Genomic DNA, 13,327 nt, shown 5'->3' with positions numbered 1-13,327 from the left:
CCACCAGGAACAACTCCGGGTTAGGAATAGTGTTCTGGAAGGCGCAAGGGAGCTTCGTAAGGGCCATCCTCGGCTGGGTTGTAGGAAGCTCTATGCGGAGCTCAAGCCTACCGGGATGGGTCGGGACAAGACCGAGGCCTTATTGCTGAGTCATGGCTTTAGGTTAAAGCGCAAGCGCAACCGTTACCGTACCACTTATGGGGGGAAGCATTGGTATCCTAATCGGATCACTGATTTACAACTAACCGGGATCAACCAGCTTTGGGTGAGTGATATTACCTATATCGCTGTATCGGCTAAGAAGCCTTATTACCTGACCTTGATCCTGGATGTGTACAGTAGGAAAATCAAAGGCTGGAGTTTGTCAGCCACCCTGACCGCAGAGGATACTATAGTTGTAGCTTATAGGGAAGCCCTGGCCACGACTGCTAAAACCGAACGGAAACAACTCATATTTCATTCGGATAAAGGCAGCCAATACGTTTATAAGCGATTAGCTGAGTTACATACAGAAAATCAGGTACAGCCTAGCATGGGCGGTAAAGCCTGGGAGAATGCTCATGCAGAATCTTTAAACGGCATATTAAAAAATGAATATATCGATTTTGACCACTCCCATATCAGTTTAAAACAAGGGAGAATATTGATAAAAAAAATCGTAGAAAAGTACAATTATCAACGTCCACATGGTTCACTAAAAAATATGAAACCTGTAGAATTTGAAACCTTTGTTCAGGGGTTAACCCCTGAACAAAAACCGAGATTTAAGATTAATTATTAACCAGAAAAAAGGCAACCATATTCAGGCATGCCCAAACCTGCAACTTGAAACCTGCAACTTGAAACCTGGAATTTTAAACATTGCAATTATAGTTTTTTTAATACGTTTGCCCTGAGTGGCCGCCCGGCACGTGTTTATTCCCATACAGAAAAAACCTATCTTTGACTATGTACTCGTAAAACCACGCTTTAATGACTCCTATAATACAACCTGAAGCGCTTATTCCGCTACTGGATAACGATGACCTGGTCCTGGTAGATGCGGGTAACGGCAAAGCCGCCGGGGATAATTACAATCAAAAGCATTTGCAAGGCGCTCTTTTTGCCGACCTGAATACCCGGCTTGCGGATATAGGCGAAGATGCATCAAACGGAGGCCGCCACCCACTGCCCGGTACGAAAAAATTCTCGCAGACCTTAACCTCCCTCGGCATATCCCCCGAAAGCCATGTAGTCATCTACGACGATAAAAACGGCTCTAATGCCGCGGCCAGATTCTGGTGGATGCTCCGTGCTATAGGCCACGAAAAGGTACAGGTGCTCAACGGCGGACTCCAGGAAGCTGAAAAAGCCGGGGTTCCTACGCGTTCGGGGACGGAATCCGCACAAAACACCGGCGTTTATCCCGTAGAAAAATGGCAGTGGCCCATAGCCGATATCGGGGAAGTGGAAGCCGCTTCCGGGAACAAGGATTTCCGTATTATAGACGTGAGGGACCAGGAGCGCTATCTCGGTATCACGGAACCCCTGGACCCGGTGGCCGGGCACATTCCGGGGGCGATAAACATGCCTTTCCGGGATAACCTGGATGCCAACGGCAGATTCAAAGCTCCTGAAATCCTGAAAACCATGTACCAACAGGTTTTTGATAACCGTACCCCGGGCAATGTTATCGTGCATTGCGGCTCCGGGGTAACGGCCTGCCATACTATCCTGGCTATGGACTATGCCGGGCTTCCCGTACCCAAGCTATATCCCGGTTCGTGGAGCGAATGGTGCCGAAGCGGTAAAGACATGGAAAAAAATTAAAACTACAGGCGCACCACAATGATCTTTTTTAGAAAAATCTTCCCGTATTTCCTCTTTTTCCTGGTCTTTATATCCTGTAAGCCCGAAGCCAGGACCAAAGTTGCGGTTGCCACGGCTGCAAATATGAAATTTGCCATGCAGGCCCTGGTCAAAGATTTCACGGAAAAAACAGGGATCGCATGCGAAATGGTGGTCAGCTCTTCGGGTAAACTCACTGCCCAGATCCGCGAAGGAGCGCCTTACGATGTTTTTGTGTCTGCAGATATGAAATACCCCGAAACCCTGTACCGGGAAGGCCTGGCGCCCGCCCCACCCGAAATATACGCTTACGGCAAGCTGGTGCTCTGGTCCGTATCCGGTAAAGCCCCGCCTTCCGTAGCGCAGCTCACCCAACCGGGAATAAAGCACATCGCCCTGGCCAACCCCAGGAACGCTCCTTACGGCACGGCTGCCGTGGAGGTTTTAAAACACTACGGCATATGGGACGAAATACAGGATAAAATCGTGTATGGCGAAAGCATTTCCCAGACCAATCACTTTATTACTTCCGGCGCTGCCGAAGCAGGCTTTACCGCCTTGTCCGTAGTACGCTCTCCCGAAATGCAGGGTACGGGCCGGTGGACAGCGCCCGACACCGGAATTTATACCCCTATCCGACAGGGAGTCGTCATTATCCCGCATGAAGATGCGGACACACAAAATGCCCGGAAATTCTACGATTATCTTTTTTCCCCGGAAGGAAGAAAGGTTCTGAAAGATTTCGGATATTTGGTAGATGAATAGTTTTACGGGACATATTACCGATATCCGCAGCAGCGATGCCCTGTCCGTAATAACCGTCAACATAAACGCGGTCCTCTTTAAAGCTATTGTCATCGACAGCCCGGAAACAGCAACCTGGCTGGTAAGCGGTCACCCGGTACAAGTACAGTTCAAAGAGACCGAAGTGGTCCTCGCTACCGGCGAAAACCCAGCTGTAAGCCTTCAGAACAGGGTAAAAGGGCATATTTCGGCTATAGAAAAAGGCGAACTGCTGAGCAGGATCGTTATACGGACGGCTATAGGGGACATCGTTTCCATCATCAGCACCGATGCTGCGGGACAATTGGTATTACGGGAAGGTACGGAGGTAACGGCCATGATAAAGTTAAACGAAATAATCCTTGCACCATAATGGAATGGGGACCCCTTATACTGACCCTGAAACTCGCCGCGGTAACCACGGTTATCCTCTTTTTCCTGGCTGTTCCCCTGGCCTACTGGCTTTCCCGTACCACATCGCGCATCAAACCCGTAATAGAGACCCTGGTAAGCATGCCGCTGGTGCTTCCCCCTACCGTACTCGGATTTTATATGCTGCTCGCTTTCAGTCCCAATAACATTTTCGGTGGCTGGCTGGACGAACAGCTGGGTATCCGTCTCGTATTTTCCTTTGCCGGGCTGGTGCTCGCTTCCGTACTGTACAGCCTGCCTTTTATGGTACATCCCATACAATCCGGTTTGTCCTCCCTTCCGGGCAGTCTTTCCGAAGCGGCTTATGTCCTTGGGAAGTCACGCTGGACCACCTTGTGCAAAGTACTGCTGCCCAATATCCGGGCATCGTTGCTTACCGGTATCGTCCTGACATTTGCGCATACCATAGGCGAATTCGGGGTGGTGCTGATGATAGGCGGTAATATCTCCGGGAAGACCAAAGTGGCTTCCATTGCCATATATGACGAAGTAGAAGCCCTGAATTACGGGGCTGCCAATATGTATTCCCTTATTTTACTGGCACTTTCTTTTGTCACCTTACTGATCGTTTACCTGGTCAACGGCGGATACCTGAAACGTTTTTCGCTATGATAACACTGGCCCTTCATAAAACGCTGCAATCCGCACAGGGCTCTATGTCGCTGCACCTGGAAATGACCGTACGGCAGGGGCAGTTCGTCACCCTCTTCGGGGAATCGGGAGCGGGAAAAACCTCTGCCCTCCGTATGCTTAGCGGTTTAATGGACCCGGACCAAGGACACATCACGGTAAACGGCACCACCTGGTTCCACAAAGACCGGAAAATAAACCTCCGTCCCCAGCAACGGAATATCGGTTATGTATTCCAGGACTACGCGCTCTTTCCGAATATGACCGTTAGACAAAACCTGGAATTCGCCCTGGACAAAAAACAGTCCGGGACCATCGTAGATGACCTTATCGATACCGTAGAGCTCCGGGAACTGCAACACCGCAAGCCCGGCACTCTTTCCGGCGGACAAAAACAACGTGTGGCCCTTGCCCGTGCCCTGGTACGGCAACCGGAAATACTGCTGTTGGACGAACCCCTCTCTGCCCTGGACAGCGCTATGCGGCAAAAATTGCAGCAACACATCCTGGAAGTGCATCGAAAATACGAACTCACTACCATTCTCATCAGTCACGATGTAGGGGAAATACTCAAATTGTCGGACCGGGTTTACGAAATACAAAACGGCCGTATCCTCCGGCAAGGAAGCCCGGAAGCCTTGTTCGGACTGGGACAATCCAGCGCCAAGTTCCGCTTTACCGGCGAGGTGACCGGTATCCAAAAGGCAGATGTGGTTTTCATCGTTACCATACGTATCGGTAACGACCTCGTAAAAGTCATCGCCGATCCGTCCGAAACAGCACTCCTGCAAACCGGGGATAAAGTGGCGGTAGCTTCCAAGGCCTTTAATCCTGTCATCCGGAAAATATGATTCCCGCTGTTCCGGGAAAAGCATCATATATAAAGAGTTTTGGAGTGGATGAGTTCGGAGTTTTGGAGATACAATCTTAGCATAACATTGAAATCTTAAACAAAAAATCAGGAATATACACTCAAAAAAGGTAATGAAATTGCCATGGTTATGGAGTCACTGAGTTATTTAGTCAACACGCAATAAATCAGCAACTCCATAATCACAGGTAAACACAAAAAATTTATTGAAACTAAAGTCTCTTCTATAATCCTGACAGGTAGAATGCAAATAGTTTACCGCTTCGGAAAAAGTCATCCAAAGTTGTTTTCCCTCTCTGACCGGACAGCCAACATTCTATCGGACCTAAAACCCGGTAGTTCAGTTTCACCCTCCAACTTATCAACTCCGAATTCCATCCCGATATATCAGGATGGAGTTGGAGGTATTATTTCTTTATTACAAGTTACAGCTTGCATATTTTGGCCAAAACCTGTAACCTGTAACTTGTAACCTGGAATTTTAAACCTGGAACCATTAAACGTTGCAATTATAGTTTTTTTAATGCATTTGCCCTGTTGCCGTTCCGGCTACTTGCATAGAGCTACTAAAAAAACTATCTTAATCCCGGAAAAATCCGGACGGACTCAAGTCCCTGTGGCATTAAATCACTATCGGCAACACGTCTATAGGTTTTTTATGTTCTTTAGTTATTAGGTTATTCAGGCAACATCCATAAACTCAATAACCAAATAACTCAGTAACTTAATAACCTATACCTTTTTAAAAACTAAAACGAAAATCAACTGCCTCGGGGCAAGCCCGCGAGGTATTCAAACGAACAAACCTTAGCCCATTTCGATGTAAAGCATCGGGGAATTAGCCCCATTTAATGGGATTAAAACACATAGTTTAAACTATTTTTGAGATCAATCAAAACCCAATCCTGTTGAAAAGACCACTTGCAATTTTTATCATGGGAGTTTCCGGCTCCGGAAAAACCACGATCGGTAAACTCCTGTCTCAAAAAACACAATTCCCCTTTTTTGACGGGGACGACTATCACCCGGAAGAAAACCGGAAGAAAATGGCTTCGGGCACGCCCCTGGATGACAACGATCGCAAGGGGTGGTTAGAGGCGCTGAACCAACTGGCCGCGGAGAAGTTACAGTCCGGTTCCTGTATTATCGCCTGTTCCGCCTTAAAGGAATCGTACCGGGATATCCTGAAAGAAGGCCTGGAAACCCAGGTGCGTTTTGTGTACCTGAAAGGCAGTCATGCACAAATACTGTCGCGCTTACAATCCCGCCAGGGACATTTTATGCCCCCTTCCCTGCTCACTTCCCAGTTCGAAACACTGGAAACCCCGGTAGAGGCTATCACTACGGATATTGCCCTGGAACCGGAACAGATCGTATCGGAAATTATGGAAACACTGATAAAAAAAACGGAATTCGGCCTTGTGGGACTCGGGGTCATGGGAAAAAGCCTGTGCCGTAACCTGGCCAGCAAAGGCTTCCGGGTATCCATGTACAACCGCCACGTTGCCGGGCAGGAAGAAAACGTTGCCGCCAACTTTAAAAGCGAACACCCGGAATTACAGGACAGCCTCTCTTTTGACAACCTGGAAGCTTTTGTAGATTCCCTCCAAACGCCGCGGAAAATATTGCTTATGGTCCCCGCCGGGAAACCTACGGACCTCCTCCTGGAAGAACTGATCCCCCTGCTTTCGGAGAACGATACGGTTATCGACGGTGGGAACTCCCATTACACGGACACCCGGAAGCGTTCGGAATCATCAGCCGCTCACCATATAAAATTTATCGGTTGCGGGGTGTCCGGCGGAGAAGAAGGCGCTTTAAACGGCCCTTCCCTGATGCCCGGGGGAGATGCGGCGGCTTATAAAGGCATACAACCTTTCCTCGAAGCTATCGCGGCTAAAGACAGGGATGGAAAACCCTGTTGTACCTACATAGGCCCGGAAGGCAGCGGGCATTTTGTAAAAATGGTACACAACGGTATCGAATATGCCGAAATGCAGCTCCTGGCCGAAGTATACTACCTCCTGGCACAAACCGGGAAGAACCCGGACGGGATAGCGGAGATCCTGGAACCCTGGAAAAAGGAGGTGAACAGCTTTTTACTGGAGATCACCACAGATATCCTTCGCACTAAAGAAAACGACGACTGGCTTATCGATAAAATACTGGACAAGGCGGGGAACAAGGGTACGGGCAACTGGACGGCCATTGCCACCGCGGAACTGGGTATCCCGGCCACCATGATCGTGTCTTCCCTTTTTGCCCGTTATATTTCCGCTTTTAAAACAGATCGCGAAGCGATGGAAGCAGCATACGGTAATCGGCAAAAAGCCCCGGATATCGATGAGGAAACCGTGTTTCACGCCTACCGGGCGGCAAGACTGATCAACCATTACCAGGGATTTCGCCTGTTACAAGAAGCTTCCGATGTACACCAATGGCAGCTAAACCTCCCGGAGCTGGCCCGCATCTGGACCAACGGTTGTATTATCCGTTCGGACCTGATGGAGCGCTTGCCCGGTATACTGAAATCCCACGACAATATATTACTGCACCCGGAAATTATTTCTTCGCTGAAAGCGTGGAGGCCCTCCCTCACAAGGTTGGTATCGGCCTGTGTGGATAGTACGGTCCCGGTTCCGGTGCTGAGTGAAGCGGTGAATTTCTTTAACGGGTTCACCTCTTCCCGCCTTTCCGCCAATCTCATCCAGGCCCAGCGCGACTATTTCGGGGCCCATACCTACCGGCGTAATGACGACGGCGGGGAGATCATACATCATACCAACTGGAAAAAAATCAAGGGATCATGACAGAATTCCGTTTATTAGCCGCTATACTGGCGGGAATCGCCGTTTTGCTGCTGCTTATCCTCCGCGTGAAACTGCACGCTTTCCTGTCCCTGCTCATCGCTGCTATTGTAGTGGGTATAGCCGCAGGCCTGGATGCCACGGCTATCATGGCTACGGTACAAAAAGGCATGGGCGACACCCTGGGATTTGTAGCCACGGTAGTGGGTCTCGGCACCATGTTCGGCGCTATACTGGAACATTCCGGCGGAGCCAGGAGGATCGCCGGTTTCCTCATGAAAAAATTCGGGGTGGAAAGGGCGCCGATAGCCATGGTCATTTCCGGGTTTATAGTAGCTATTCCCGTATTTTTTGACGTTGCCTTTATACTGCTTATCCCACTTATGTATGCCTTGCAGAAACGCACCGGGAAGTCACTGCTGCTCTTTGCCATTCCCCTCCTTTCCGGGCTGGCGGTTACCCATGCTTTTATTCCGCCGACACCCGGGCCTATCGCCGTAGCGGATATCATCGGGGCAGACCTCGGTTGGGTGATCGGTATCGGTTTTCTCGTAGGTATTCCTACCGCTATTGTCAGCGGGCTTTTCTTCGGAAAATATATAGGTAAACGCATATTTGTCCCGGCTCCTTTCCAGGAGGAAGAGGAAAATGCGGCAGATAATGGTTTCCCGGACATAAATACGGTATTTGCCATCATTGCCGTTCCCATATTCCTCATATTGATAAATACTTCGGTAAAAAGCGGGTTGATCCCGGTTGCCAATGCATCCATTACACAGGTTGTTGCCATACTGGGGCACCCTTTTACCGCGCTTATCATTGCCAACCTGCTGGCCTGGTACCTGCTGGGTATCCGGCAGGGGTTTACCCGGAAACAGCTCCTCGATATCTCCACAAAATCCATGGCCCCGGCAGGAAGCATTATCCTTATTACCGGGGCAGGCGGGGCATTCAAACAGGTCCTTATAGACACCGGGGCCGGGGGGATGATTGCCGAATCCCTGGCCGGGGTCGGGTTTCCCGTCCTACTGTTCGCCTTTCTTATCAGTTCGGCAGTCCGTATTATCCAGGGTTCGTCTACCGTAGCCATGATCACCGCGGCAGGATTGGTAGCCCCCCTGATAGAAGACGCGGCATTTTCCGGTTTTGAACTGGCCTGTATTGTCATCGCCATCGCTTCGGGCGGCTCCATCATGTCGCACGTCAACGACAGCGGGTTCTGGATGGTAAACCAGTTCCTGGGGCTCACCGAAAAACAAACCTTCCGCTCCTGGACGGTAATGACCACCATTCTCGCGTTTACCGGTTTCGGTGCGGTATCGGTTATTTATTATTTGTTCTGAAAAATGGTTATGTGACTTTGGGGAGTAGGTTACTGAGTTAATGGGTTATTGAGTTATTTAGGTGTTACGCATTAACTCAATAACCAATAACAAAACTATAATTTTTTCACACTACTAAAGAACTGCAATAGTTTTACGGCTACGGTATATTGTCAATGTCTTCAAACAATCCAGAACTACCAACTAAAAAACTCTACAACTTTATCGCGCGTTGCAAACGCTTCGTACAATGGGCACCCGTTGCAAACGAGCGCCATTTGGCGTGTCATAGTAGGCCGAAAAAGAAGTATGTTTAGAAAAAAACAAAAGGCTCCTCCCTTCAGATGAATCTTGTCCGCCGAAGGAGGAGGGAGGTGGCCAGACTTTAGTCTGGTCGGAGGGTTTGAAAGCCCAAGCCATTGGAGAAATACAAAAGTTTAGGAATATACCTGGAATTTTGGGTATGATCAACCAACCCAGAACTACCAACTAAAAAACTCCACAACTTTATCGCGCGTTGCAAACGCTTTGTACGATGGGCACCCGTTGCAAACGAGCGCCAGTTGGCGTGTCATAGTAGGCCGAAAAAGAAGTATGTTTAGAAAAAACAAAAAGCTCCTCCCTTCAGATGAATCTTGTCCGCCGAAGGAGGAGGGAGGTGGCCAGACTTTAGTCTGGTCGGAGGGTTTGAAAGCCCAAGCCATTAGAGAAATACAAAAGTTTAGGAATATACCTGGAATTTTGGGTATGATCAACCAACCCAGAACTACCAACTAAAAAACTCCACAACTTTATCGCGCGTTGCAAACGCTTTGTACAATGGGCACTCGTTGCAAACGAGCGCCAGTTAACTCAGTTATTGGGTTATTTAGGCAACACTCCGTTATTTAGGTATCACTCATTAACTCACTAACCCAATAACAAAACCCCGGTCAGGACAGATAAATATTATTCCTTATACAGCAAAAACCATCTTTTTCGCTATTTTTATAGGAAAGAACCGAGTTGATCCTCCGGTCCTCTTTTAAGCAAAACCCAAATCCGATAACCATGAAACTATTTGAATTCAGAGAGTATGAGATCCTTTCCTCACAGTTTGTCTCCGACAGGCTCCAGGACAAGGAGAGTATCCTCTACGATCCGGAGCACACTACTGTTGTCACCGAAAAACAAGCCCCGTATATATCCGAAATACAGGCATTGACCAAAGACGACCTCCGCGACCAGTTTATCGTCTTTCGCTTATCCGACAAAAAAGACGGACCGGCCATACTGGAATCCTCCGAGGTCACCTCATCTGTCCCCGGATCGGATGCCGAACCGGATGTACTGGTCAACCTGGAAATGCAATCGTTCCATATCGGGAAAGATGTACATGTGGATAAGAATACCAGGGCAACCATGCGGATAAATATAGGGAAAGACGAAAATTCCACCGATAAGTATTTCGATACCGCTTTCTGGAGTATTGCAGCCGGACTGGACCTCTACAACCGGGCCCGGAAAAAACCCGCGGACCCGAAAGACCTCAAAGCCGATTTCCGGCAGGCTTTTGGTAATCGCCCAATAGAAATTCCCGGCGGACTGGCAAAAATGACCTTCGAAGTGGTAAAGCACCGCGAACCGAAATGGTGGCAGCGCATCTTTAAATTCCTGCAATCCGGCACGGGCCAGACTCTGACATCCACCATAGGTTTCCCGGCCATTACCCATAGCGCCATAAACCTGCTGGACGAACTGCTCAACCGGCTGGACAAATCGGACCCCGAAGTGTTGTTCAAAAGCCGCCCCCTTCGCCTCGCCCTGTCCGAAAAGGCCAAACGGGACTATACCGGTGGCAGCGAAAGGGTAAAGATAGGCTCCCTGTCCCCCGGATTTTGCGTCCTTGCCCGGGGAAAGGATTTTAAGACCTTTGTGGATTCCGATGCTTTCTACTATCCTACCTACGGAAAACTCGTCCCCTCCGGTATCAGCAATACGGACCTGGTTAGCGGAAACTACAAAGATCCTTTCGAAAATGTAACCTATGCCATCTTCCGGATAGGAATGAAACAGCACAAACTGGACCCTACCTTTAATTACGGGTCATAACGGCCTTTGTTTTGCCACCGCCTGTCCCGGCCAAATCGGGAGATACACGGATATGGTTGTGGTTTAACGTTGCGAAACACCGTTTTGGAAGCCCCTCAGAGAGGAGCGCAACGTATTAGTCTATCATTGATGTGCAGTGAGCTGCGAAGTTGCAAACTTCGCAGAGCGGTTTTTACCATAATATCTAAATGGAGTATGTTTTACTCTATAAGTTAACCATTTTCAAAAACAACTATGCACAAAAAACACAATACACTTAAATATCAATACCCCCGCTCCACACTTCACGCTTCATGCTTCCTACTCCATGCTTCCTACTTCCTTCCGTCTCAACAAGTCCTTTCCCGGGCGTTGCAAACGCCCTGAACAATAGGCACTCGTTTCCGCTTTGCTCAAACGAGCGCCAGTGGGGGATTTTCCGGGAGTGATAACGAGGTTTGTTTGCCACAAATACACGGATATGGATGTGTTTCTTTGCGAAACATTGTTTTGGAAACTCCCCCAGAGAGGAACGGGATGTATTTGGCCTGTCATTGATGTGCAGTGGGCTGCGAATTCGGAGACATTCGCCCGTGTTTTACTCCATAAGTTAACCATTTTCAAAAACAACTATTCACAAAAACACAATACATTGAATACCCGGCACCCCCACTTCCTGCTTCACGCTTCGTGCTTCCTACTTCCCGCTTCCCCAAGACCACAAATCCACGGATATGGTAATAGCTACTCTTAAATCTATCCGTGTATCTCCCGATTTGGCCGGGACAGGCGGTGGCAAAGCCTTACAGAGCCGCCTTACTTTTTTGAAGACGGCAACCTGCTCCGCTGCCATTTGATCTGGCCGTTGTGGTTGGATTCGTGTTCGCATACGTGAAACCATTTGCAGTAATTGTTGGTAGGACCCCATGGCCAGTCTTCATCTACCTTCATAAGCCACTCGTCGTCCCTTTTGGCAAATTCCGCCAGGGTGTGCTCACGGACTGTTTTTAACGCATCCAGGTAAAAATCCAGGTCATGGCCCTTGATAGTTGCCCTGCCCTCGTCTCCCAGCCCGGAAGCTACGCTCCATTTTTCCACATCTTCCTCCGGCCAGTCTCCCCATGTTCTGCCCTCAAAAGTATGAAGCTGGTAAAACCTTTCGGTAGCCGCCAGGTGTAACAGCATAGCGCCGATACTATTGGAATCGTCATCATATATATAATCCAGGTCTTCCGCGCTCATCCCTTTTACAGGCATGAGAATGATATAGCGCATCCAGTTCAGCATAGATACCAGGGTGCCGACATGCGGAGAAAAACCTTCTTTAGGACCGATAATATGGAGGTTCTCCGGTGCTGTTACGGAGGGAAACGAATGTATGGCCGCTGCCCCGGTAAGAGTAAACATACTGCCTGCTCCCACCGTAAAAAGGGAGGATTGTTTGATAAATTTTCTGCGGTTTAACGTTTTCATTGTGGTTAAGTTTTTAAGTTATAATATAAGTTGAAACGCGATACAATTGCTCTGGACGATGGGCGTGCCCGTTGGGGAAAGTTACAAAAATATGATTAACGCTGACAAACATAGTTTTGGAGGCCCCTCAGAGAGGGGCGCAACGTATTTAGCTTGTCATTGATGTGCAACGGGCTGCGAAGTCGAAGACATTCGCAGAGCATGCGACACTTCGTTGAGCGAGATAATGTCCTAAAACAGTAGTATCCTCCTTAGCGGCATTGCTATCATCCTATATTTATAACCTCATCACCAACACATTTGACCACTACAATTCCGTCATTAAATTCAATATTTTCAAAGTAATCCGGCAAAGAATATGTTTCAACTATTGTTAAATCTATAATATTGATTTTAATAATTTCAAGTTGCGTAATCACATAAATAGCTCCGTTAGATATTCTAGTATCGTAAAAATAATAATCCAAAGAAAGCTTTTGTAATATTCTACCCGTAGTGAATTCAAATATTACAAACATTTGGTCTACACCTATTGAACAAAGTATTATGTTTATCCATTTTATTACTGGCTTAATATTTTCACTTTGCCATCCTAGTTTGTATTCATTTTTGCCGTCTGATACAACTCCAAAGATTCTATCTATCGATTCGTCCTCAAACAAAACAGGAATCTTCAGTTTTTTGAACTCCGATTCTGATATTTCCTTTATACTTATATTCATTTTTATTTAAAAATTTTAGGGATTATTGTTGAAACAGAAGGTGTAGCACTCATATTTCCGCCCTGATAGAAGAAGCCAACATTAATGCTTCCCTGATTTCCAATATTTACACTTCTCATAACAGTGGTTCCGTATTGACTAGTCTTAGTTGATATAACTGTTCCGCTTTCAAGGGCTTGTCCAAAGACATTCATTAACTGACTCTCACTTTTAATCCCCAGCCTTGTCAAGTCCTTTAAATTTTGTGCTGACCTAGCAATGTTGTGTTCTGAGCCACTTACAACACGCCCCGCTCCCCGCTCAGCGAAGTTTGCAACTTCGCTGCCCAAACTTTCAATGAAAAGAAAAAAACGAAAAACGCCTCTCTGAGGTGTATCCCAATCTCTCACA

At 47.9% G+C, this 13,327-nt stretch carries 11 protein-coding genes and 1 pseudogene; 9 read left to right on the top strand and 3 right to left on the bottom strand.

The genetic code is table 11. From position 1 onward, the window contains the following. The 9 genes from ACVBDU_RS23180 to ACVBDU_RS23140 all read left to right on the top strand — a co-directional run. Positions 1–781 (top strand): IS3 family transposase (locus ACVBDU_RS23180; RefSeq protein ID WP_447178419.1); only part of this gene is annotated, 781 nt, incomplete at its 5' end. A 191-nt stretch (positions 782–972) separates the two neighbouring features. Continuing rightward, the gene (locus tag ACVBDU_RS23175) at positions 973–1,809 is read left to right on the top strand and encodes a sulfurtransferase (RefSeq protein WP_447182049.1); all 837 of its coding nucleotides are present in this window, start codon (positions 973–975) and stop codon (positions 1,807–1,809) included. An 18-nt stretch (positions 1,810–1,827) separates the two neighbouring features. Beyond that, positions 1,828–2,592 carry a molybdate ABC transporter substrate-binding protein gene (gene modA, locus ACVBDU_RS23170; protein ID WP_447182048.1) on the top strand — a complete coding sequence of 255 codons (765 nt, stop codon included), beginning with the start codon at positions 1,828–1,830 and terminating at the stop codon, positions 2,590–2,592. Continuing rightward, positions 2,585–2,983 carry a TOBE domain-containing protein gene (locus ACVBDU_RS23165; RefSeq protein ID WP_447182047.1) on the top strand — a complete coding sequence of 133 codons (399 nt, stop codon included), beginning with the start codon at positions 2,585–2,587 and terminating at the stop codon, positions 2,981–2,983. Before modA ends, ACVBDU_RS23165 begins: the two co-directional genes overlap by 8 nt. Next, a complete protein-coding gene (gene modB / locus ACVBDU_RS23160; RefSeq protein ID WP_447182046.1) occupies positions 2,983–3,654 on the top strand; it encodes a molybdate ABC transporter permease subunit in 672 nt (223 codons plus the stop codon). Before ACVBDU_RS23165 ends, modB begins: the two co-directional genes overlap by 1 nt. Further along, complete coding sequence (locus ACVBDU_RS23155; protein WP_447182045.1) at positions 3,651–4,523, top strand: ABC transporter ATP-binding protein; 873 nt, start codon at positions 3,651–3,653, stop codon at positions 4,521–4,523. The genes modB and ACVBDU_RS23155 overlap by 4 nt, the downstream gene beginning before the upstream one ends. A 928-nt stretch (positions 4,524–5,451) precedes the next feature. Further along, on the top strand, positions 5,452–7,353 hold the full coding sequence (gene gnd / locus ACVBDU_RS23150) for an NADP-dependent phosphogluconate dehydrogenase (RefSeq protein WP_447182044.1): 1,902 nt from the start codon (positions 5,452–5,454) through the stop codon (positions 7,351–7,353). Next, positions 7,350–8,693, top strand: a complete 1,344-nt coding sequence (locus ACVBDU_RS23145) for a GntP family permease (RefSeq protein WP_447182043.1) — start codon at positions 7,350–7,352, stop codon at positions 8,691–8,693. The genes gnd and ACVBDU_RS23145 overlap by 4 nt, the downstream gene beginning before the upstream one ends. Before the next feature lie 1,029 nt (positions 8,694–9,722). Then, a complete protein-coding gene (locus ACVBDU_RS23140; RefSeq protein ID WP_447182042.1) occupies positions 9,723–10,763 on the top strand; it encodes a hypothetical protein in 1,041 nt (346 codons plus the stop codon). 795 nt (positions 10,764–11,558) lie between these two features. Here ACVBDU_RS23140 and ACVBDU_RS23135 read toward each other — a convergent pair. The 3 genes and pseudogenes from ACVBDU_RS23135 to ACVBDU_RS23125 form a co-directional block, all read right to left on the bottom strand. After that, positions 11,559–12,215, bottom strand: a complete 657-nt coding sequence (locus ACVBDU_RS23135) for a DinB family protein (RefSeq protein ID WP_447182041.1) — start codon at positions 12,213–12,215, stop codon at positions 11,559–11,561. A gap of 266 nt (positions 12,216–12,481) precedes the next feature. After that, positions 12,482–12,937, bottom strand: coding sequence for a hypothetical protein (locus tag ACVBDU_RS23130; RefSeq protein WP_447182040.1), 456 nt, complete (start codon positions 12,935–12,937; stop codon positions 12,482–12,484). Between the two features lie 2 nt (positions 12,938–12,939). Next, positions 12,940–13,327, bottom strand: a pseudogene (locus ACVBDU_RS23125) (hypothetical protein); the annotation flags it as partial.

The organism is Sinomicrobium endophyticum (genome assembly GCF_052983315.1).
The sequence above is the reverse complement of the archived record's forward strand: the minus strand, read 5'-3'. Positions and strand labels throughout refer to the sequence as shown.

Coding starts and splice junctions, on each gene's coding strand:
- ACVBDU_RS23175 (WP_447182049.1), top strand. CDS start 973: ATGACTCCTATAATACAACCTGAAGCGCTTATTCCGCTACTGGATAAC.
- modA (WP_447182048.1), top strand. CDS start 1,828: ATGATCTTTTTTAGAAAAATCTTCCCGTATTTCCTCTTTTTCCTGGTC.
- ACVBDU_RS23165 (WP_447182047.1), top strand. CDS start 2,585: ATGAATAGTTTTACGGGACATATTACCGATATCCGCAGCAGCGATGCC.
- modB (WP_447182046.1), top strand. CDS start 2,983: ATGGAATGGGGACCCCTTATACTGACCCTGAAACTCGCCGCGGTAACC.
- ACVBDU_RS23155 (WP_447182045.1), top strand. CDS start 3,651: ATGATAACACTGGCCCTTCATAAAACGCTGCAATCCGCACAGGGCTCT.
- ACVBDU_RS23145 (WP_447182043.1), top strand. CDS start 7,350: ATGACAGAATTCCGTTTATTAGCCGCTATACTGGCGGGAATCGCCGTT.
- ACVBDU_RS23140 (WP_447182042.1), top strand. CDS start 9,723: ATGAAACTATTTGAATTCAGAGAGTATGAGATCCTTTCCTCACAGTTT.
- ACVBDU_RS23135 (WP_447182041.1), bottom strand. CDS start 12,215: ATGAAAACGTTAAACCGCAGAAAATTTATCAAACAATCCTCCCTTTTT.
- ACVBDU_RS23130 (WP_447182040.1), bottom strand. CDS start 12,937: ATGAATATAAGTATAAAGGAAATATCAGAATCGGAGTTCAAAAAACTG.